Origin of the sequence: Pelomonas margarita, assembly GCF_043555875.1 — a bacterium.
GTDB lineage: Bacteria > Pseudomonadota > Gammaproteobacteria > Burkholderiales > Burkholderiaceae_C > Pelomonas > Pelomonas margarita.
In genome coordinates this window covers 18,518-40,238 of record NZ_JBIGHW010000018.1, presented here as the reverse complement: position 1 = coordinate 40,238, position 21,721 = coordinate 18,518, and the positions used below count along the sequence as shown (strand labels likewise).

The 21,721-nt window shown below is 68.9% G+C and carries 14 protein-coding genes and 1 pseudogene; 5 read left to right on the top strand and 10 right to left on the bottom strand.

Annotation, left to right across the window (positions count from 1 at the left end; genetic code table 11):
- Positions 1 to 69: 69 nt before the first annotated feature.
- The gene (locus ACG0Z3_RS21425) at positions 70 to 1,716 is read left to right on the top strand and encodes an ABC transporter permease (protein ID WP_394401610.1); all 1,647 of its coding nucleotides are present in this window, start codon (positions 70 to 72) and stop codon (positions 1,714 to 1,716) included.
- Positions 1,713 to 2,453: an ABC transporter ATP-binding protein gene (locus tag ACG0Z3_RS21420; RefSeq protein WP_394401608.1), complete on the top strand. Its 741-nt coding sequence runs from the start codon at positions 1,713 to 1,715 to the stop codon at positions 2,451 to 2,453. The genes ACG0Z3_RS21425 and ACG0Z3_RS21420 overlap by 4 nt, the downstream gene beginning before the upstream one ends.
- On the opposite strand, the gene ACG0Z3_RS21415 is transcribed toward ACG0Z3_RS21420, so the two are convergent.
- The gene (locus ACG0Z3_RS21415) at positions 2,399 to 3,211 is read right to left on the bottom strand and encodes a DUF429 domain-containing protein (protein WP_394401606.1); all 813 of its coding nucleotides are present in this window, start codon (positions 3,209 to 3,211) and stop codon (positions 2,399 to 2,401) included. The genes ACG0Z3_RS21420 and ACG0Z3_RS21415 overlap by 55 nt on opposite strands.
- A gap of 38 nt (positions 3,212 to 3,249) precedes the next feature.
- On the opposite strand from ACG0Z3_RS21415, the gene ACG0Z3_RS21410 reads away from it, so the two are divergent.
- Positions 3,250 to 4,956, top strand: a complete 1,707-nt coding sequence (locus ACG0Z3_RS21410; protein WP_394401603.1) for a GGDEF domain-containing protein — start codon at positions 3,250 to 3,252, stop codon at positions 4,954 to 4,956.
- Positions 4,957 to 5,004: 48 nt separating this feature from the next.
- Here the strand turns inward: ACG0Z3_RS21410 and ACG0Z3_RS21405 are convergent, their stop codons facing one another.
- The gene (locus ACG0Z3_RS21405) at positions 5,005 to 5,676 is read right to left on the bottom strand and encodes a VPLPA-CTERM sorting domain-containing protein (RefSeq protein ID WP_394401601.1); all 672 of its coding nucleotides are present in this window, start codon (positions 5,674 to 5,676) and stop codon (positions 5,005 to 5,007) included.
- A gap of 266 nt (positions 5,677 to 5,942) precedes the next feature.
- Here ACG0Z3_RS21405 and ACG0Z3_RS21400 point away from each other — a divergent pair, with 266 nt between their 5' ends.
- On the top strand, positions 5,943 to 8,543 hold the full coding sequence (locus tag ACG0Z3_RS21400; RefSeq protein ID WP_394401599.1) for a cellulase family glycosylhydrolase: 2,601 nt from the start codon (positions 5,943 to 5,945) through the stop codon (positions 8,541 to 8,543).
- 117 nt (positions 8,544 to 8,660) lie between these two features.
- On the opposite strand, the gene ACG0Z3_RS21395 is transcribed toward ACG0Z3_RS21400, so the two are convergent.
- The 8 genes and pseudogenes from ACG0Z3_RS21395 to ACG0Z3_RS21360 form a co-directional block, all read right to left on the bottom strand.
- Positions 8,661 to 11,345: a TonB-dependent receptor gene (locus ACG0Z3_RS21395; RefSeq protein ID WP_394401597.1), complete on the bottom strand. Its 2,685-nt coding sequence runs from the start codon at positions 11,343 to 11,345 to the stop codon at positions 8,661 to 8,663.
- 261 nt (positions 11,346 to 11,606) lie between these two features.
- Positions 11,607 to 11,918, bottom strand: a pseudogene (locus tag ACG0Z3_RS21390) (hypothetical protein); the annotation flags it as partial.
- A gap of 164 nt (positions 11,919 to 12,082) precedes the next feature.
- Positions 12,083 to 14,584 (bottom strand): ATP-binding protein, encoded by a 2,502-nt coding sequence (locus tag ACG0Z3_RS21385; protein ID WP_394401594.1) that lies wholly within the window; start codon positions 14,582 to 14,584, stop codon positions 12,083 to 12,085.
- 51 nt (positions 14,585 to 14,635) lie between these two features.
- Entirely contained in the window at positions 14,636 to 15,328 is a 693-nt protein-coding gene (locus ACG0Z3_RS21380; RefSeq protein ID WP_394401591.1) for a PEP-CTERM sorting domain-containing protein, read from the bottom strand.
- 58 nt (positions 15,329 to 15,386) lie between these two features.
- The gene (locus ACG0Z3_RS21375) at positions 15,387 to 16,037 is read right to left on the bottom strand and encodes a PEP-CTERM sorting domain-containing protein (protein ID WP_394401588.1); all 651 of its coding nucleotides are present in this window, start codon (positions 16,035 to 16,037) and stop codon (positions 15,387 to 15,389) included.
- A 148-nt stretch (positions 16,038 to 16,185) separates the two neighbouring features.
- Complete coding sequence (locus tag ACG0Z3_RS21370; protein ID WP_394401585.1) at positions 16,186 to 16,872, bottom strand: PEP-CTERM sorting domain-containing protein; 687 nt, start codon at positions 16,870 to 16,872, stop codon at positions 16,186 to 16,188.
- Positions 16,873 to 16,918: 46 nt separating this feature from the next.
- Positions 16,919 to 17,644, bottom strand: coding sequence for a hypothetical protein (locus tag ACG0Z3_RS21365; RefSeq protein WP_394401582.1), 726 nt, complete (start codon positions 17,642 to 17,644; stop codon positions 16,919 to 16,921).
- Positions 17,645 to 18,249: 605 nt separating this feature from the next.
- Positions 18,250 to 19,677 carry a Fic family protein gene (locus ACG0Z3_RS21360; protein WP_394401579.1) on the bottom strand — a complete coding sequence of 476 codons (1,428 nt, stop codon included), beginning with the start codon at positions 19,675 to 19,677 and terminating at the stop codon, positions 18,250 to 18,252.
- A 946-nt stretch (positions 19,678 to 20,623) separates the two neighbouring features.
- On the opposite strand from ACG0Z3_RS21360, the gene ACG0Z3_RS21355 reads away from it, so the two are divergent.
- Positions 20,624 to 21,685 carry an asparaginase gene (locus tag ACG0Z3_RS21355; RefSeq protein ID WP_394401577.1) on the top strand — a complete coding sequence of 354 codons (1,062 nt, stop codon included), beginning with the start codon at positions 20,624 to 20,626 and terminating at the stop codon, positions 21,683 to 21,685.
- Positions 21,686 to 21,721 lie beyond the last annotated feature (36 nt).

The window sequence follows — 21,721 nt, the reverse complement described above, 5'->3', positions numbered from 1 at the left end:
ACCCGCCCCCACGGCCGGGCGCCGCAGCCGCCCGCCACTGCCTGAGCGCGCCACGCGCCGGCGCCTGCCATGACAGCGCAGCGGTCCGTCGGGCCGCTGTGGCGTGCCACGTCCATCGTCATCGCGCTGGGCGTCATCGTGCCCGTGCTGCAGCTGGCCTGGCTGGCGCTGGGCGGCGAGTTCGAGCACTGGCGCCATCTGCTGGCCCATGTGCTGCCCACGGCCGCCTGGAACACGCTGCAGCTGATGGCCGGCGTGGGCCTGCTGGTGCTGGTGATCGGCACCGGCTGCGCCTGGGTCGTCACGGCCTACGACTTCCCCGGCCGCGGCCTGCTGCACTGGGCCCTGCTGCTGCCGCTGGCCATGCCCACCTACATCGTGGCCTTCGCCTACCTGGACCTGCTGCACCCCATCGGGCCGGTGCAGGGGGCCATCCGCTGGCTGCTGGGCTTTGACAGCCCGCGCGAGTTCCGCCTGCCCGACCTGCGCTCCATGGGCGGCGCCATCGTGCTGCTGGGCCTGGTGCTGTACCCCTACGTCTACCTGACCGCCCGCGCGCTGTTCGCCACGCTGCCGGCCCACCTGCTGGAAGCCGCGCAGTCGCTGGGCGAGACGCGCTGGGGCGCGTTCCGCCGCGTCGCGCTGCCGCTGACGCGCCCGGCGCTGGCCGTGGGCGTGAGCCTGGCGCTGCTGGAGACGCTGAACGACATCGGCGCGTCGGAGTTCCTCGGCGTGCAGACGCTGACCGTGGCCATCTACAGCACCTGGATCACCCGCTCCGACCTGGCCGGCGCGGCTCAGCTGGCCTGCGCCGCGCTGGTGGTGGTGTTCGGGCTGATCTGGCTGGAACGCCAGGGCCGGCGCCACCAGCGCTACGGCTCCACCCGCCGCATGGCCGGCATCCGCCCGCGCCGGCTGCGCGGCGCGCGGGCCTGGGGCGCCACGCTGGCGCTGAGCCTGCCGGTGCTGCTGGGCTTTGCGGCGCCGGCCGCCTACCTGGCCTGGGAGTCGGCCGAGCGGCTGCTGCAGGGCGGCGGCATCTCGGCGGGCTTGCTGCAGGGCCTGGGCAACACGCTGGCCCTGGCCCTGGGCGTGACGGCGGCCACGCTGGCGGCCGGCCTGGTGGTGGCCTGGACGGCGCGCAACCAGGGCAGCGTCGCCAACCGCGACCACTGGCAGGCGCGCCTGGCCTCGGTGGGCTATGCGCTGCCCGGCACCGTGCTGGCCATCGGCCTGCTGACGCCCGCACTCGCCGCCGACCACGCACTGGCCGACCTGCTGGGCCTGCGCAGCCTGCCGCTGATGAGCCTGGGCGTCGTGCTGGCCGTGGCCTGCGCCATCCGCTTCCTGGCCATGCCGGTGGGCGGCATCGACGCCGGCCTCGCGCGCATCCCGCCGTCGCTGGAGCACAGCGCACGCGCTCTGGGCGAGACGGTCACGGGCACGCTGCGCCGCGTGCACCTGCCGCTGCTGCGCCCGGCGCTGGTGAGCGCCGCGCTGCTGGTGTTCGTGGACGCGATGAAGGAGCTGCCCGCCACACTGCTGCTGCGCCCGGCCAACTTCGAGACCCTGGCCACGCTGCTGTACGCTGAGGCCGCACGCGGCACTTACGAGGAAGGCGCGCTGGCGGCCTTCGCCATCGTGCTGGCCGGCCTGGCGCCGGTGGCCCTGCTGTCGCGCAGCTCCCTGACTTCGACCCCGAACACGACCCCATGAGTGCCGCGCTGCACATTGCCGACCTGACCCTGGGCTACGACGGCCGCGAGGGCTTCAAGCCCGTCGTGGACGGCCTGTCGCTGTCGCTGGAGGCTGGCCGCATCGGTTGCCTGCTGGGCCCCTCGGGCTGCGGCAAGTCGACGCTGCTGCGGGCCATCGCCGGCTTCGAGCATGCGCGGCGCGGCGAGATCCACATCGGCGGCGAACTGATGTCGTCGCCCAAGGCGCATGTGCCGCCCGAGCGCCGCCACGTCGGGCTGATGTTCCAGGACTACGCCCTCTTTCCCCACCTCACCGCCGCGCAGAACGTGGGCTTCGGCCTGCGCCGCTGGCCGGCGGCCGAACGCGACGCGCGCGTGGCGGAGATGCTGGCGCTGGTGGGCCTGGCCGACCTGGGCCGGCGCCACCCGCACGAACTCTCCGGCGGCCAGCAGCAGCGCATCGCACTGGCCCGCGCGCTGGCCACCAAACCGGCGCTGCTGCTGCTGGACGAGCCCTTCTCCAGCCTGGACGGCGACGCCCGCGAGCGGCTGACGGTGGAAGTCAGCGACATGCTGCGCGCCGCCGCCCAGACCGCGCTGCTGGTGACGCACAACGCGGCCGAGGGCGCGCGCTTTGCGGACTTCATGGGCAGCATGCAGGCCGGCCGCCTGGCCTCGTGGACGCCCAGCGCCGAGGCCGCTCAGGCGCTGGCGATCCAACCCTCCAGCGGGTCCACGCCCTCGGGCCAGCCATAACGCGGCTGCCCGGCCGCCCAGGTGGCCTGCAGCAGCGCGAGCACGGCGTCCAGGCGGTCGCCGCTGGCATCGGCCACCAACTCATCGCGCTGCGCGTGGCTGAGTTTCAGGCGCAGGCCCAGCTGCGTGCGGCCCTGCTCCAGCGCGTCGACCATGTCCTTGCGGGCGATCAGCCGCTCGGGCGTCTGCGCGGCCTTGGTGTCGCTCTTGTAGGAGCGCCGGCCGATGAGTTCGCGCGCCAGCAGGCCCGGGTAGGCCTCCAGCGCGATGCGCGCCTCGTCGCCGGCCAGCAGGCCCGGCAGGTGCACGCCGGCCGCGATCAGGCGCGGCAGGCCGGCATGCAGCATCCAGGCCACCGGCGGGTTGACCCACTTCATGCTGGGGCTGGCGCCGGCCGGGCCGTCGCAGGCACGGTGCGCGAACTTGGCGCCCGCCGGCCGCGCATCGCAGAAGGCGGCGAAGCGCGCGCGGATGTCGGCCCGGTCCAGCGCCGCATAGTGGGCCATCAACGCCGCGTAGTCGGTAGGCCAGCCGAGCTGCACCACCAGCTCGCGCGGCAGGCCGAACGGCAGGTCGAAGCCGCCCAGCCAGGGCCCGGGCTGCGCCAGCCACGCCGAGAAGGCCTCCAGGCTGTCCAACGCTGTCAGTCCGTGCAGCCGAACAACAGCACCGTGCAACCCGCCGGCGGCCACCGTGATGGGCTTGGCGCGGCGTGGCGCGCTCGTGAAGTCAACCCCGAAAAATCTGCGCTCTTGCATGGATGCCATTCTCAGCGTGGGCAGAATGCGCCTCTCTGATGTCAGATCTGATCGACCGCCCCGCTCTGCCCGTCATGCCCGTCGCGTTCGAACCCGACAGGTTTGACGCCGCCATCGCGGCCCAGCGCCAACTGGCTGCAGCCGGTGCCTGCGAAGCCGCCAGCGACGGGCTGGCGCGACTGCTGCAATCCTGCCCGCCCGAAGAGACACGCCGCCGCGGCGAGGTGCTGGCGCTGCTGGCGCAGCAGTACCCGAGGCTGGGGCGCCTGACGGCCGGTGCGCGCTGCGCGTCAGAGGCGTTGGCGCTGGCGCAGCGCCTGAGTGATGACGTTCTGCTGGCCGACACACTGACGGCGCAGGCCTATGTGTACGGCCAGTTGCTGATGGGCCGCGAGGCGCTGGAAGCCGGCATGAAGGGCCTGGCGGCCGCGCGCCGCGCCGGCGACGCCGTGCGCGAGGCCTGGGCGCTGTGCCGCGTGGGCATCGCCTATGCCAGCCTTGACAACCCGGTGCAGGCCTGCGCCTCGGCCGAGCAGGCGCTGGAGATTGCCGAAGCCGCCCAGGCCGACGAGGTGCGCATCGCCTGCCTGAACAACCTCGCCTACTTCTGGCTGCGCCGCGTCGAGGAGGCCAAGGTGCTGGGCGACCGCCCGGCGCTGGCCGAGGCCGCCCGCCAGGCGCGCCACACGGCGGAGCAGGCCACCGCGCTCGCGCGCAGCGCCTCGGGCAGTCCGTACGCGGTGGCCGTGTCGGTGTCCAACGTCATCAACGCGCTGCTGGCCGGTGGTCGGCTGGACGAAGCGCTGCCGCTGCTCAACGAGTTCGGCCACCTGGCCCATGACCACGGCTACCGCATGCTGGCCATCGAGGCCGATGCCCAGCGCGCGGCTTTCCTGAGCCTGAAGGGCGAGCCCGAGCAGGCGGCCCGCATGCTGGAGGCCCTGTTGAACGCGACCACCGCGCCGCCGCCCAAGCTGCGCCGGTTGCTCGTGCGCTCGCTGTACGAGACGCACAAGGCCAGCGGCCAGCACCGCGAGGCGCTGGCCTGGCTGGAGCAGTTGGTGAGCCTGGACCGCCAGCTCAGCCGTGACAACCTGGTGCTGCAGACCGAGGTCATCCTGATCCGCGACCAGGTCGAGCAGGCCCAGGCCCGTGCCGACAGCGCCGCGGCGGACGCACGTCGCGAGCGCGCTCGCGCGACCCACCTGGAGAACGAGCAGCAGCGCCTGCGCGAGCACGCCATGGCGCTGGACCGCGCCGCGCATGAGGACGTGCTGACCGGCCTGCACAACCGCCGCCACGCCGAGTTCGCCCTGCCGCTGCTGGTGGAGGGCGCGCGCGTCGCCAACCAGGTCATCAGCGTGGCCATGCTGGACGTGGACCACTTCAAGAAGATCAACGACACCCATGGTCACGCCGTGGGTGACGCCGTGCTGCAGCAGCTGGCCCAGTTGCTGCGCCACCGCCTGCGCAGTGCCGACCTGATGGCGCGCGTGGGCGGCGAAGAGTTCCTCGCCGTGCTGGTGGGCATCGCGCCGCAGCAGGCGGCCGAGATCTGCGAGCGGCTGCGCCTGGCCGTCGTGGAGCACGACTGGCCCGCCATCACGCCGGGCCTGGCGGTGCGGGTCAGTGTCGGGCTGGCCGGCGGCGTGCCGCCGCAGTCTGCCGACACGCTGCTGGAGCGCGCCGACCAGGCGCTCTACGCGGCCAAGCGCGCCGGCCGCAACCGCGTGCACGTGGACTGAGAGGCCTCGCCCCGCGTCCGTTCAGGCCGGTGTTGCGCGTGTGGCCCGTCAGGCCCGGCGGCGGCGCCACGCCACCAGCCCACCCAGGCCCACCGCCAGCATCAGCGCGGACGCTGGCTCCGGCACCGCGCTGACCGTGATCTGTGTCTGCGTGTTGCCGCCGTTGGCAAAGCCCGGGTTCAGCACATAGGTCAGCACGGTGCTGCCCGCAGCGAGGCTGACGGTGAAGTCCCACTGCTTGACGTTGTTGATGAACGAGATCTCGCCCTGCTTGCTCCCGTCGACCGCGACGCCGCCATGCTGGGCGAAGTTGTTGCCATAGCCGCCCGGCCCACCCACGAGGGTGCCGCCCAGCTCGACGACGACGCGGTAGTCGCCCGCCTTGGGCGCCGTCCACTGCACGGCGGCATGGCCCCAGTCGCTCTCCAGCGAGACCTGGCCGGGCGCGATGCCGAAGTCGGTCACCGCACCGTTGTTGCGGTAGATGAAGACCTGGCCTGACGCGGCGATGCCATAACTGGCCGTGGCGGCATGCCAAGCCAGCGCACTGAACTGGTCCTGACGGCCGTCGATGAGCTGGCCATAGGTCCAGGGGCCATTGGGGTTGCTGGCCGGCGCGTAGTCGCCGACCAGACTCCAGGTCTCGGCTGCGTGGGCAGCGCCAGCGCAGCACAACGCGGCTGTGGCCACTGCGGTGGCAGCCAGGCGGGATAGGGTCATCGGGGTCTCCTCGGTCGTGATGGATCACGCCTGCTGCGCTGCGGGGCAGCACAGCAGGCGGCGCGCCGTAGTGTTGCCGCGCCAGCACGACAGTCCATCCGTCGCCCGACACCGGCTGGCCACGCGATCAGGGGGATGTCCATGGCCAGCGTGGCCCAGCCAGGCGCCGGCCGGCCTGCGGGTTCAGGCAGTTGACATGTCGAAGCGAGCTCCTGGATACTGATTTGGAACCGGTTCCAACTCACACAACAACGGAGACAAAAGACGTGTACCAGGAAGACTTCATCAAGGGCGCGGCCGGCCATCTCGGCCGCGCAAGCCGCGGCATGCGCCGCACCGGGCTGGGCGCCCTGATCGGCGCCGCCCTGCTGGCCGGCTGTGGCGGCTCGGGCGGCGGCACCGAGGCGGCGACACCCGCCCTGCCCACGCCGACCCCGACACCGCCTCCCGCTGGGCTGACCCTGCTCAAGACCAGCGGCACCCAGTGGGTGGACGCCGACGGCAAGCAGGTGCTGCTCAAGGGCACCAACCTCGGCAACTGGCTGGTCCAGGAGTTCTGGATGATGGGCCAGGGCGGCAACGGCGTGACTGACCAGTGCACGCTGGAGGCCAAGCTGACCGAGCGCTTCGGCTTTGACGAGAAGGAGCGGCTGATCAAGCTGTTCCGCGACAGCTGGCTCACCGAGCGGGACTGGGACCAGATGAAGGCCTTCGGCTTCAACGTCGTGCGCCTGCCCATCTTGTGGAGCGTCATCGAGGACGAGAAGAAGCCCAAGACGCTGCGCGCTGACGCCTGGAAGTACCTGGACTGGAGCATTGCCGAGGCCAAGAAGCGCGGCATGTACGTGATCCTGGACCTGCACGGCGCGCACGGCGGCCAGACGCCCAACGACCACACCGGCTGCTCGGGCCAGAACAAGTACTGGACTGACACCGACGCGCAGGAGCGCACGCGCTGGGTGTGGCAGCAGATCGCCACCAAGTACAAGGACGAGCCGGTCGTGGCGGCCTATGACCCGCTCAACGAACCCTGGGGCTCCACGGCCGAGGCCATGGTCACCCGCGTGGAGGACCTCTACAAGACCATCCGGGCCATCGACCCCAAGCACATCGTGCTGCTGCCCAGCCACTACGGCAGCATCGACGCCTACGGCGACCCGACGGCCAAGGGCATGACCAACGTGGCCTTCGAGATCCACCCCTACCCTGGCCTGTTCGGCGATCGCCCGGGCGACTCGCACTACAAGGTGCACCGCGACTGGCTGCGCTGCGGCCCCACCGGCACGACCGGCGTGTGCGCCTACGACAAACAGGTCAGCGCGCTCAAGGTGCCGATGCTGGTGGGTGAGTTCCAGCCCTGGCAAGGCGCCGGCCTGGACCTGGGCGGCCAGATGGGCCGCGCCACCTACGACACCTATGCCAAGTACGGCTGGGCGTCCACTTCGTGGGCCTACAAGGTCGTCAGCGCGGCCGGTGGCTCGGGCAAGGGCACCTGGGGCATGGTCACCAATGCGCCCAACACCAACCTGGACACCGGCGTGGGCATGGTCACCAAGGCCAGCACCTGGGACTGCGCCGGCTGGAACAGCAGCTTCGCCAATGCCTGCGCGACGAAGGCGCCCACCATCAAGGTCGGCGGCACCGGCCCCAAGACCTACTACTTCGTCATCAAGACCGGCGCGCTGGGCGGCAGCAACCCGGACGTCAGCTTCGACAAGATCAGCCTCGTCGACACCACCAGCAACGCCGAGCTGATTGCCAGCGGCGGTTTCGGCAGCGCCACCGGCTGGACGCCACTGACCATCAGCGGCGCACTGCAGCTGGACTTCAACTACACCGGCGCCGACAAGGCGCCCACCGGCAGCGACGGCGCCATGCTGCGCGTGACGCGGCCGGCCGGCAGCACGGGCGAGGTCAACGGCGGCATCTACCAGGCCATCACGCTGCAGGGCGGGCGCAGCTACACGCTCAGCGGCCTGTTCCGCGACAACGGCAGCGCCAACACCTGGGCCGAGATGTACCTCGTGGACACGGTGCCCGTGACCGGCAAGGACATCGTCGACATGACCGGCAAGGTGGACTTCGCCACCGCGACCGTCGCCCAGATCGAGACCTTGTTCAAGGGCTATGCGACCCAGGCCTATGAAGTCCACAGCGGCCTGTCGCAGTGGATGACCAGCGCCACCGCGCCGGAGGTCTACCAGCTGCCCGAGCGCCCGGCCGGCCTCAAGCTCACCGAGGGCGCCGGCGGCAATGCGCTGAGCTGGACGGCCAGCACCGACGCCAAGGTCACGGGCTACAGCGTCTACCGCGCCACCAGCGCAGCCGGCAGCTATGCCCGGCTGACCGACAAGGTCAGCACCGCCAGCTACACCGACACCAGCGCCACGCCCGGCACCACCTACTACTACGTGGTGACGGCGCTGACGGCGGTGAACGAGAGCTATGACAGCGAGCCCATCAGCACCACCATCGCCCACGTGCCCGTGCCGGCCACGCTGCAGGCCGAGAACTTCACGGCCATGAGCGGCGTGCAGCTGGAGAACAGCAGTGACACCGGTGGCGGCCAGAACGTGGGCCACTTCGACCCCGACGACTACATCGAGTTCAAGATCAGCGTCGCCACCGCCGGCAACTTCACCCTCGACTACCGGCTGGCCACCGCGGCCGGCAGCACCGGCTTCGAGGTGTGGGTCGACGGCGCCAAGGTGCTCAACGCGATGGCCGTGCCCAACACCGGCGGCTGGCAGACCTGGGTCACGCAGACCAGCGCGGCCTTCCCGCTGTCCGCCGGCAACCACACGCTGCGGCTCAAGTCGGTGGGCAAGGAGTGGAACCTGAACTGGCTGAAGGTGAACGCCCAGTAATGCAGCTCGGCCGCCGGGCGCAGAGCCTCCCAGGTTCGCCGCTCGCCGGCCCCCCTCCCCACCCCTTTCAGCGCTGGGTCAGCGCCTGCGCCGTGCCGACCTGCCGGCCGGCGCGGCTCAGAAGCGCCAGGTCGCGCCCACGCTCAGATAGCGCCCCACGGCCCCCTCCTGGTGCAGCGAAGGGTTGTAGTGCGCGCCGCCCGAGGACACGCCGCCGCCGCTGGATCCGGACGCGAAGGCGTCGATGGGTGCGGCCCGGTCGAAGAGGTTGGTGACCGCCATGCGCAGGCTGAGGCCCGGCGTGAGCTGCCAGCTGGCGTTGAGGTTGACCGTGGTGAAAGACGGCACGCGGCACAGCGGCGAGCCCGTGGCCGGCAGGCCGTTGGGATAGACCGTGGACAGGGCCGAGGCGCAGTCGGGCAGGTTGTAGCTGCTGTCCTCCACCTTCATGCCGCTCACGTAGTTCAGCGTGCCGCTCAGCTCCACCGGCCCGCGCGCCCAGGCCAGGCCCAGCGAGGCGCGGTCCTTGGGCGTGCCGGTGTTGGTAGAGACAAAGCTCGGGCCGTGCGTGCCCGCCATCTCGTAGACCTGGCCCGGGCCGCGGTCAATGGTGTAGCGGATCATGTGCGACCACTGCAGCTGCGGCGTGAACTGCCCCCAGGCGCCGGCATCCAGCTTCATGCGCCAGTCCACATCCACGCCGCTGGTGCGCGCGCTGCCCAGGTTGATGAAGGGGTAGGTGCCGTACAGGATGGTGTCGTCAGCACTCGTGGGCGCAGCGTTGGGCGTTGTCGGGCTGTTCACGCGGTAGATCCGGGTGCCGTAGGCCTCGGGTGTGTCGATCTGGCCCTGGCCGAACAGGCCCACCGAAACGATCTGGTTGCGGATCTTGATGTCGTAGTAGTCGACCGACACGTTCATGGTCGGCAGGGGCTCAAACACGAAGCCCAGCGTCATGGAGCGCGACTTCTCCGGCTTGAGGTCCTTGCCCGGCAATTGCAGCTGCGTGCCGCCCACGCCAATGTCGCAGGGCTGGCCAGGCTGGACCAGCTTGCACAGCGCCGTGTCCACCAGCGGCGGCAGGTAGCCCGCACTCGACCCGCTGGTGCCGATCTCCACCGGGTTGGGCGCGCGAAAGCCCCCGGCCCAGGTGCCGCGCAGGATGAGCTCCTTCATCGGCACGTACTTCACGCCGGCCTTGGGCGTGACGGACGACCCATAGGTGTCGTAGTGGTCCACGCGCATCGCAGCGTCCACTTCCAGCTGCTGGGTCAGCGGCGCCGCCAGCTCGACATAGCCCGCCGTGATGGTCTGCTTGCCCACGCCGAAGGCGTAGATGTTGCTGGCCTGGGCGCCGCTAGAGAAGCCCTCGGGGAATCGCTCGTCCAGAGACCGCTTGCTGAACTCGACGCCGGTGCCCAGTGCCAGGTTGCCGCCGCCGAGCTTCATCAGGTCGCGGCTGGCGCGCAGCGAGATGAAGTTCAGCGTGTTGGTGGACGTGGAGCGGCCTTCGGGCGTGAGGCTGGCCAGCACGCTGGCCGGGTTGTTGGCACCGATGACGTACTTGCCGCTGCTGAGCGCAGATTGCAGCGCCGGCAGGCTGACGATGTTCTTCAGCGTCAGGTCGGTCGCCACACGGGTCAGGCCGAGCGTGGCCTGCAGATCCCAGCCCGCGATGCCGCCCGACAACTCGGCCACCAGGCGCTGTGACTGCGTGGACGTCCGCGAGCGCTGGGCCGGCAGGTCGGTGAACTCATAGTCCACCGGGCTGCCGGTGGCCGGATCGACGACGTTGGTGCCGTTGAGCACCGTGGGCAGGGGGCTGGGGTGGTTCGGCCCGAAGTTGAAGGTGGTGATGCCGCCATCCGGCGACACCCAGTTCAGCAGCCCCACCTGCGTGGCGCGGCTGCCCAGCACCGAGGCAGCGACCGACAGCGTCCAATCGTGCGGCAGCAGCGCCGTCACCTTGCCGAGCAGGCTGTAGGTGCGCGTCTCGGGCGCCACCTGCAGCTCGGGGTTGGCCACCAGGCCCAGGTCCTCGCCGCCGTAGCGCGTCCAGTCCGAGCCGCCCAGCGCCGGCCGGTCACTCAACAACACCGCGTTCTGGCGCCGAAAGCCCGCGCTCAGATAACCCGCGACGCCGTCGCGCGTGAGATCGCCAAAGCCGCGGATGCCCGAGACCTTGACCATGCGGCCGTCGCCCTTGGACGCGCTGCCCACCTCGGCCTGCAGCGTCGTGCCCTCATGGCTGCGCTTGAGGATGACGTTGACAACGCCGGCCATCGCATCCGAGCCGTAGATGGCAGAGGCGCCGTCCTTCAGCACCTCCACCCGCTCGACGGCCTCGACCGGGATGGACGCGATGTCGACGAAATCGCGCTGGCCGTCGTCCGGCAGCGGGTAGGACGCCATGCGGTGGCCGTCGATCAGCACGAGGGTCGCACCCACCGTCAGGCCGCGCAGCGAAATGCCGCTGCCGCCGGCGCCAAAAGCGCCCGGCGTGGCCTGGCCCAGCGAGCCCATGTTGTTGGCCGACAGGTGCTGCAGCACCTCACCCAGCGTGCTGTAGCCGCTGCGGGCAATGTCGGCGGCGCTGAGCTTTTGCACCGGGCTGGGCGTCTCGGCACTGGCGCGGCGGATGTTGGAGCCGGTGACCGTGACGCGGGCCAGCGAGGCCTTGTCGGCCGCCTCACCACCTGCCGCACCATCGCCGCTCGTGGCCTGGGCCCACAGGGCCGGGGAGAAGCAGGTCAGCAGGGCTGCGGCCAGTGGCAGCAGGGGCAGGCGGCGGGTCGTGTTCACAGTGATGTCACCTCGTCGGGTTGGAGAAGCGGGAAAAAGTGCGCGATTCTGGAACCAGCAAGAAGCGCGCCGCAGACCGCCCAACACGAAACACCCGAAGCGTCGGCTCGCCACAACAGGCAACACGCCGCCGACCTGAGGCCAGCCAAAAGCGGCCTTCGCGCGACGAGAGTCCCTCTTTCGGGGCCCTGTCCGGTGGACAGGGCATGAGGCCGGTAGGAGCCGGCCCGGCTGGGCTCATCGTCGGCCTGAGCCGATGGGCAGCAGATTCGGTGCCAGCGGTAGGCTGCGCTCGCTGTCTGTGGTCACAACAAACCTGCGTTTGCGTCTGGCACGAATGCCGTGGCGCTGCATCAGCTGACGCACACGCTCCATCATCGTGCGGGCTAGCTCGGCACGCAGCCGGGCCAACTCCATCTACTCGGGCGTCACTGGCTTGCCGCCAGCCCCGGTGAGCGTTCCGGCCTCGCCCAAACGCACCCAATTGCCCAGACTCGCCTTGGTGATGCCCAGAACCTTCGCCGTCACCGCCACCGCCACCGCCACCGACTATCCGCCCTTGACCAGCTTCATGGCGTCGAGCTTGAAGTCCTGGGTGTACTTGCCTCGAACCTGCTCGTCATCTCCGGTTCTTTGCTGTGATTTCACCATCAGCTAAGAACTACGTTTCTCGGGGATAAGGTCACTGCACAAGCGGAGGAGATCGGACCGATCTTGTCCCACCTGGCCGGCGCGACTCAACCTGCTTGCGATTGAAGATCCAAGAGCGCGAGTGCGTTACGCTCGTCTAGCCGTCCGCCTTGCGCCGCCAGCGCATAGTAGTCGGCATCGCCCAGCGCTGCGCGCGCCAGCGACTCTGCCAGCGCCAGGTCGTCGCCAGTGTCGGCCACACGCAGCGGCTGTTTGCTGCGGCGCTGCAGCAGGTGGCCGACGAAGCAAGCACAGTCGCGGTGCCGGCCGGCCCGCGCCAGCACCCAGGCCGCCAAGTCTGCGCTGACGGTCAGGCCAATGCGTTGGGCGTCGTTCAGCAGGGCTGGCAGGCGCATGAACACGTCGCGGAGGCGCCCCTGCTCAACCATCACGCGCAATACGCTGCCGCGGGCATAGATCGCACTGAAGCTGCCTTGTTCGGACTCCTGCGCCAGCCACGACTCCAATCGCCGCAACGCTTCGTCGTATCGGCCGAGCATGCGCAACACGGTGGCCAAATTGTCGACCGCCACGCCAATGTGGCCGGTGATACCGGCACGCTCGGCCAGCGCCAGCTCGGCTTCTCGGTGGGCAAGCGCAGCCGGCAGGTCTCCCGCGACCTGGCAGGCAAAGGCCAGAGTTCCTAGCGCTACGATGCGTGCCTGCACCCGCCAGCCGGGGTTGGTCTCCAGCAAGGCCTGCATCTCGTGCAACGCGGCTGCAGACTGCGCATCGGGACTCCGGCTGCCGCGCACAAGCGCGATCAGCGACCACAGCAACATCCAATCGTCATTCGCGGCGCGGCTTGCAGCCACGGCGCGCTGGGCAACCTCGGGGGCACGGGAACTGTTCGCGAATAGGCTCTGCTGGGCGAACTCGGTCCACCAGCGCGCACGCAGGCGCAGGTCTGGAACCTGGTCCACCAGCGGCTCGCAGGCCGCCAGCAGCTCCAGCGTGTCGGCGCGCCAGGTGTAGTCGAAGGAGGCAGATGCTGCCGCGCTCAGGCGCAGCGCGCAGGCAGCGTCGTGCGCCACGGCCCAGCGTGCGGCTGCGCGCACATTGTCCAGTTCGGCCTGCGCGAGGGCGCGCTTAGCCGGGTCGGGGCGGTGGGTTGAGGTGGGTACCGCGGCTGCGAACAACTCATCCAGCGCCAAGGCGTGGCGCTGGTGCACCGCAGCGGCTTCGCCGGTTTCTGCCAGTCGGTCTAGCGCGAACTGGCGTGTGGTGTCGAGCAAGCGGTAGCGCGGCGGATCCTGCCCGTCGAGCGCGACCAGGGACCGGTCCACAAGCACGGCCAGGCGGTCGATCGTGTCCCAGCGATCGCTGCCGTCCGGGGTGGCCACCGTGGCCGCTAGGTCGAGCGTGAAGCCGCCGGCAAACACGCCCAGCGTGCGCAGCAGTCTTTGCTCGTGCGGGTCCAGCAGCGCATGGCTCCATTGCAGCGTTGCCAGCAGCGTGCGCTGTCGAGCCGGGGCGTCGCGTTCGGTCTTGCGCAGGAGCGAGAAACGCTCGGCGATTGCCAAGCGCACGCCTGCCAGGCCCAACGCCGGCACCCGCGCGGCCGCCATCTCCAGCGCCAGCGGCAAGCCGTCCAGCTCGGCGCACAGCGCGCGCAACTGCGGCGCGCCATCTGCGGCGAGTTGCCAGCGCGAGTTCGCGGCTCGTGCACGTTCAATGAAGAGCGCTGGCGCTGCCGTGGCCAGGGCCTCGGCATCGGGCAGATCGGGCGCGGGCAGGGCCAGCGGCTCAAGTCGGTCCACTCGCTCGCCGGAGATCGTCAGCGGAGCCTGGCTAGTCACCAGCAGTCGCAGTGCCGGTGTTGCGGCCAGCAGCCGCGGCACCAGCGCGGCGACCGCATCGATCACGTGTTCTGCGTTGTCCAGCACCACAAGCGGCGCGGCACCGGCGACGGCCGGCGGGTCAGCGTCCGGCTGACCGACGGCGCGTTGCACCGCAGCCAGAACCTGGGAGCCGTCAACCAGCGGTGCAAGGTCGATCCAGTGCACGGCCTGATCGTGCACGGCGCACATCGCCAGCACCGTCTTGCCGACACCACCCGGGCCGATCAGCGTGACGCAGCCCGGCAGCTGCAGCATGGACTTCAGGCGCTGCAGATCAGCCTCGCGGCCGAACAGTCGCGGCGCGGTACGAGCCGTCATTGGTGACGCTTGCGACGCGGTGGGTGCTGGCAGGTTTGCCGACGCAGCACCGCCCGTTCTGGGCCGCCCCGTAAAGCGGTATCCGCGCCCGGGCACCGTGACGATCAACTCGCTGTGCAGCGCGCGGCGTAGCGCGACGACCTGGGCGGCGATGTTGTTCTCTCCCACCACCAGGCCCGGCCAGACGGCGTCCAGCAACTCGTCCTTTGTAACGAGCTGGCCGGCTCGCGCAGTCAGCGCGACCAGCAGGTCAAAAGCCCGCGCACCTAACGGCACAGGCTCACAGTCGCACAGCAATCGACGCTCATCGATCTGCAGTTCATAACGATCGAAGTGAAGGACAGAAGAAGGATTCACGGGACACAGCCAACGGACCGGATGCGCGAGCATACGGGTGTCCCGCCAAAGCGGGCGTTGGCCGCGGCGCACCAGGGCCCAGCCTCAACGCGACCGTCGTCGAACGGTCAGCGCGAGGACGCTCAACCCGGCTATCAGCAACGCATAGGATTGCGGCTCCGGTACGGCGGCCACGTCGCCGGAATGCACAGCCACGGCATAGAACTCGGCGAGTTCTCCAGCAGTGGCTTGGGCCCCTTGATGGGTGGTGTAGATCCATGCATTGCCAGGCGTCGGAGCGTACTCGGTACCTGACCAGTAGACGTAAGCCTGCACATTCTTGAACAAGGCCAGGTTCGCCTGCTGTTCCGTGGTGTCGCCGGTCGGGTTCAGCACCGTTTCCCAGGCCTTGTTGCCCAGGTCAACGGCGAACAGGTGGCTCAGTTCACCTCCGGTGCAGTTGAAGCCGCCGTATTGCGTGCCGAAGCCGCCCCCGACGTTGACGCTGCTGCCGCAACTGGTATCGCCCGGATTGAGTGTGGGCAAACGCCAGCCGCCCAGGCCGCCGTAGTTCAGGCCCTCGGCCCAGGCCTTCGCAGTGGCCAAGTCCATCAGGCCGTCGCGGGACTGACCGCTGGTCTGGGCGTAGTTCATGTCAGCCAGCCACGTGAGGTTGAGCACGTCGTCATACACCATGCCGCCATCGCGTGCATGCAAGGCCGCCTGGGCGGTCCCGGTGGCGGCTGCCAGGGCGACGACCGCCGCAGCGGCCAAGGTCTTCAGCGTCGGATTGCGCATGGTTATTTCCTGATTCATTTCAAGTTCAGAGAGTGACAATGAAGGCCGATCCAGCGCGTCAGGCGCGGGCGCGGGTGCGGCGGCGCGACAGGAACACCATGACGCCCAGACCGGCCGCCATCAGCGCGTAGGTCTGCGGCTCCGGAACGGCAGCTACGCCACCGTCGAGGCGGATGTCGTCAAATTGGTAGGTGTTGACCGAATCGACTGCCTGGCGCCAACTGACCAGCGTGACTTTGTCGAAAGCGCTGCCGAACGTGACCGCCGAAAAACTGCCGGTGCCGACTTGGGTGGCGTCCACCACCTGGCTGGCCAGCACGTTGCCCCAGGCATCAAGGCCCAGGAATGTGATGGCGGCCGGCTGGTTGCCGACAGGTACCGCGAGCGAGAGGCCGTCGAAGTCGAAGGTCTTGCCGTCAGTGCGCTGCAATTGCGTCGTGATCACACCCTGATCAGCACCGGCGCCGCCGCCGGCCCACAGCGCCGTGCTGCCGACGTAGTCCGCCGCACCCACCGCCGGAACTGTGAAGCCGGTTTGCGCACCGGTGAACAAGCGGTAACCGCTGGCGAGGTAGGTTTGGCCGATCGAGGTGCCGCTTCCTGCATGGGTGAGGTTCTGGAAGTCCAGCACGGTGGGCGTGGCGGCAAAGGCGCCGGACATCGCGAACAGCGCGGCGATGCCAAGGATGGGGCGAGCGAAGAAGGACATGGGGTTGGTTCCTGGATTTGGAGGTTGAGAGGCCGGTGCAGCCACTGTCGCGCGGCGCATCTGGCAAGTCATGAAAGCGCCGTGAAGCGAGATGAACCGCGTGGCGCGCTGTTCAGGCCGGCCCGGCAGGCCGCCCGGGGACAGTGGCCTACGCCGCGCGCCAGCGCCGCCGCGCGCACAGGGTCAGCAGCCCCACGCCAAACAGCCCAAGCGAGCCGGGCTCAGGTACCGCAGTCACCTGGTCCAGTCGTACATCGTCGACCTGGTGCGCTTGCCAGGCCACGCCGGACTGCTGCCAGCTGACCCGCGAGACGCCGATAAATCGGTCATCGAAATCGATGGCGTTGAATTGGCCGACTCCGATGGAAGCGCCGGGCACGGTGATGCTGTTGACCAGTCGGCCCAGCGCATCGAAGCCCTTGAACGTGACGTCAGCCGGCACATAGGCCGAACCGGCGCCAAGCGACAGGCCGTTGAAGTCGAACACACCACCGTCTGCACGCTGAAGTTGCAGCGTGCCCGGCGCTTCTGCACCGCCATTGCCGGTGCCGCCCCAGGCCAACAGTCCGGCGCTGCCGGCGTACGAGTCGATCAAGCCCGGACCGATCACGATGAAGCCGAAAGTGCTGTCGGTGGACAGCACGAAGCCGTTGCGCGTGTAGCTATTGCCTACAAGGACGTCGAGGTCCGTGGTGGCCAGGTCGTTGAAGTCCAGCGTGACAGGGGCCGCGTTGGCTGCAGTGGGCAGCCAGCTCGCCAGGGCCAGTGCTGCGGCGCAGGCGCCATGGCGTGCCGGGCATATCAACAGGGATTTCAGGGTTTTCAGGGTTTGCATCATGTTTGTCGTGCGGATTTGTCGTGCGGATCGTCCGAATGGGCTCTCAGAACGAGACCGTGCTTCGGGTCGGGTAGAGGTTCCCCGTGAAGCGCGTACTCGGATCGACGATGCCGAACTGCAACCCAACCTCGCTTCCCACGATGAAGCTGTTGCGCACCAGCACCGGGAACGCGCCATTGATGGCCGTGATTCCGTACTGGTTGCTCTTGACCAGCGCACGGTCGACCATCGCGCTGCTCAACTGCATGCCCCACTGGTTGAACTCGGCGGTGACTTCTGACACCTGTAGGCCGCCCATGCCGCTCACTGTGGTCGGATAGGCCAGCCTCTGCGAGAGGCCAACTTGGTTGTGGCGCAGCGTCAGGCTCTCAGCCCGACCGCCGCCAGTGAACTGCACCCCGATGCCGAAGCCCTGGACGCTGCCGTTGCGGACTACCAGGTTGTCACGGCCGGCGATGCCCGGAATGTTCTCGTTGGCGGTGAAGGCCAGCGTGCAGGTCTGTTCGAAGGCGCTCTGCGTTTGCTCGCAGCGGCGCGTGCTGCCGGTGATCGTATGGCCGTTAAGGTCGATGGTTACGTTGTCGACCGTCACGGTCAGTCCGACCTTGCCGACGGCCACGCTGATGTTGCCCATCAGCTTATAGGCACCGGGCACGGTGATGTTGATTGGGTTGACGCTGGGGTAGATGGCCGTCTGAGCCTGGACGCTGGTGGCCATCAGGCTGGCCAGCGCGGTGGCAACGGCGACGAGGAGATGGGGCGTTTGCATGGTGTACGAAGCTCGGTGTGTTGGTGTGTCGAGACTGTCGCCCGCGCCCACGGAACGCGTCTTGAAGACGGCATGAAATGGCATGAAATGCAGATCAAGACCCTTGACGTCGCCCTACCCTGCGGCCCCTGGTGCCTTGCGCATGGCCGATCGCCAGCGACGCTGGCTCCATGCAAGCTGCCTGGGCGGAAACGTACCGACTTCCTACGCCGTGGCACATGCCTTCGCAAAGACCGAAAGCATGCGAAGTGCTGCCGACAGTGGTACACGGAAGTCCTCCAGCGCGCCCCTTCATGCTGATGTGCATGAAAGAGTGGCCTGCCGATAGAAAAACTGCACATACACACAGTGCTCCCAGTGCTTGATGGGCAGATGCTCTCCATCCGGTGGCCATCACACGCCACCTTGTGATGAGCGTAGGGCCGCTCAGTCCGCCGGAAGTCTCTGCACGTTCGTTATCCGGGAGCCGAGCAGTCAGCCTGGCTCAAAGAGACGACGAGCGGCACTTGCTGCAGAGACGCCGGCCCCCGACAACCCACTCGCTTCGCCGAGTCGGTGTCGACTGACTCAACCAGCCGCATGCTGACCCGGCCGGCGCCCAGCGGTCACAACGGCCGAGGCCCTTGCGCTTCCTGCCATGCAGCCAACTCCAAGGGCCTCAAGCCGAATCTCACCGCGTTGCCCGGATGCAGCGCTGTGAACTCCGCCAGCACCAGCTTCGCGAAGTGGTCTTCATCTGCGACCGGGATGGCACCAGGCATTCGCGACTTGACCGCCTGCTCCGTCGCAGCGTCGCCGGCTCGCACGATGGCAGCAATCACCTCGGCCAGGGCTTGGCGGTGGCGCAGACGAAAGATGTCTGGCGGCACCAGGGTTTGCTTCACCGCAACGTACTGCTGACAAGAACGTTCATAGGCCCAGACGAAGACATCGCGCAGCAGCTCCACACGATTGAGCTCGTACACACCCAGCATGGCATCGACATAGGCCTGCTGAGGCACGTCAATGAAGGACAGCGGGCAAAGGTTGTGGCGGATGAAGGGGATGTTTGCCGCCAACCGCGAGACCCGCTTGTTCACGTCCTCGAAGGGCTGCAGATAGGGCAAGTGCACCATCAGGAAGAAGGCCTGCTCGAAGGGGTCAGCGATCTCGGCCGCCATGCGCACGACGATGCCGAACAGTTCCTCCAGCCTCTGCGGCAGCGCGGCAGGCAGATAGACGCTCCCGCCGATTTCAACGGCGCGGCGGCGGATGCGCCCAACCGCTGCGGGGTCAGCCATCAAACCGTCCGACAGGAAGGCGTGCAGGGCGACCAAGGTCTCGGCATCCACCCGCGCATGCTCCGGGTTGAGCACCAGGTACTCGATGGCCTGCTTGTGATTCAGGATCATCTGCGTTTCGAGCGCGTCCTTGCCCTCGGCGGCCTGACCGAACTCGATCAACTTCTCCGTGTCCAAACGGCTGTAGGTGTTCCCTTCCAGGTGAGACGATGCCCACGACAGGTCGATCAGCAGTCGGTTCAGGATGTCGCGTGCAAACGTACCCGCGGGAGTTTGGTCGGCCGGTGAGCGCCCGAGCGCGTGCAACTGCTCCCGCAGGCCTTGCGGTAGGTACGCGGTGTGATTGGGGTGGTATTGCTCCAGAAACTGCAACCGATAACTCACAGGGGCGCGCAAGTGGCGGGGCTGGGTGACATACGCGCGGATCTCAGCCCCTTCTGCGGAAGTCACCACGTACGCCGGCTGCCCTGCCGCCTGAACTGCTTGCTCGGTGCCGCGAATCTGAGTCGCGGAGCGGCCGCCGGCATCGCCTTGCTCCGACTGCGCATTGCGGTGGTAGCGGGTGGCCCGCCCTTCTCCCTGAATCGTGATGCGCCCCTGGGCCACCAGCAACGCGAGTCGCCGCTGCAGAGTGCGCCGCTGATGGTGGTCGCCCAACTGCCGCGATAGCGCCTCGATGCTGAGGCCCTCTGGCGCGGCCTGGATCAGCTCGACCAACGAATCAAGCTCTTGCGGCGGTGTCACGCGAGGCATATCACGACAGTTTGTTCCACGAAATCACATTATCGCGACAGATAAACTGTCTCGCAAATGGAATCGCGACACATCCAACATGGAACCTGGCGGTCGGCGACCAGGTCATAGCGTCTATCCGCCGCCCAGGCGAGGTGGGAAGAAGCCGCGAGACCAAGTGCCGGATGGGCAGGCGCGGCCGTCCGGCGCGGCTGACGCAAGCTGAAGCTAGGTCGCTACGAGGTGACGGTCAAGCATGTCCCCCGCTGGATGCTGGCGCTGGGCGTTGGTCCAGCGGGTGCGGCCGTGCGGGCGCTGGCCTGGATGGGACCATCGCATGTGCGCGAGTCCTTGGCCACCCTGCGGCGAACGCTTCCTTCCACGGAATGGCAGGCGCTGGCGTCGGGGCGTGCCAGCCTGCCCTCGTGGATGGCCAGGGCGATTGGCGAAGAAGCGCTGCGTGGCTGATTCCTGCTTCTCCCTCAGCGACTGGACGAGCTGAAGTCCTCGAAGTGGGACGGGAGCGGACCAGCCGCCCAGCCCATCTGCTGGAGAAGGACTTCTGGGTCGTCTGGACGCTCGGCACCCTGTTCGGGCCGCCGGTCGCAGCTTCATTTCATAACGTCACTCGGCGGCTTGACGCTGGGCCTCACGCTCGGAATATGGTGGAGACTGCGATGTGCTCGCCTCTGCAGGCGTCTGCCTGTCGAGACTGACGCCTGCGCGTACAAACGAGCCTTCAGTTGCGTATGAACCCGCGTGCACCGGCTGAGATCGTCGACCCCGTGTCGACGGCTGAGCTGGTCAACGCAGCCGCAATGCAAGGTCGTCAGCTCGTAAGAACTATCGCGGTAGAAGCGCCCGGTACTGGACGCCCCCGCCCCGCGACCCGGCCATGGGCGCGCTGTCGCTCGTCGATGGCGCCTCCTCAGGGTCAGAGAACATCATCAATCCAACGGAGACCTGCGTGAGCCACCCCACCCTCATCGAAGTCCTGCGCGGCAACGCCGTCGAGTCCTGCCATGCCGGCGCCCTGGCCATCGTCGACGCGTCGAGCGCCGTGCATACGGCCCTGGGCGACGTGGACCGGCCGGTGTTCCCGCGCTCGGCCGTCAAGCTGCTGCAGGCGCTACCGCTGGTGGCCAGCGGCGCGGCCGACGCCTTCGCGCTGACCGATGAGGAACTCTCGCTGGCCTGCGCCTCGCACAGCGGCGAACCCGCGCATGTGGCCACCGCCGCCGGTGTGCTGGCCAAGCTGGGGCTGGACGCGAGCGCGCTGGAATGCGGCACCCAATGGCCCGGCCGCGAGCCAGTGCTGCGCGCCATGGCGGCGCGCGGTGACGTCGCCACGCCGCTGCACAACAACTGCTCGGGCAAGCACAGCGGCTTCGTCTGCGTGGCCTGCCTGATGGCGCGCCAGGCCGGGGCGGAGCCGGCCGCGTTCGCCCGCGGCTATGTGGCCGCCGAACACCCCGTGATGCGCGAGGTGTCGGCCGCGCTGTCTGCCGCCACGGGCGTGGACGTCGAACGCGCGCCGCGCGGCATCGACGGCTGCTCCATCCCCACCTTCGCGCTGCCACTGCGCGCGCTGGCGCTGGCCTTCGCGCGTGCCGGCACCGGCCAGGGCCTGTCCGAGGCCCATGCCCACGCGGCGCGGCGGCTGCGCCGCGCGGTGACCGCGGCGCCCTTCATGGTCGGCGGTACGGACCGCTTCGACACCGTCGTCATGCAGGCGCTGGGTGAGCAGCTGTTCTGCAAGATCGGCGCCGAGGGCGTGTACTGCGCCGCCCTGCCCGCGCTAGGGCTGGGCGTGGCGCTCAAGATCGACGACGGCGCGGCCCGCGCCGCCGAGGCGGCCATGGCCAGCCTGGCCGCCGCGCTGCTGCCGGCGCTGGACGACCGCCAGGCGGCACTGCTGCAAAGCCTGCACCACCCCGTGCTGCGCAACTGGCGCGGTACCGAGGTGGGCCGCCTGCGGCCAGCCGCGCCACTGGCCGCCGCGCTCGGCGGCGTCCTCAATCCGACGTAAAAAACGATACAAAACGAGACCAAGCAAGCGCTTGGT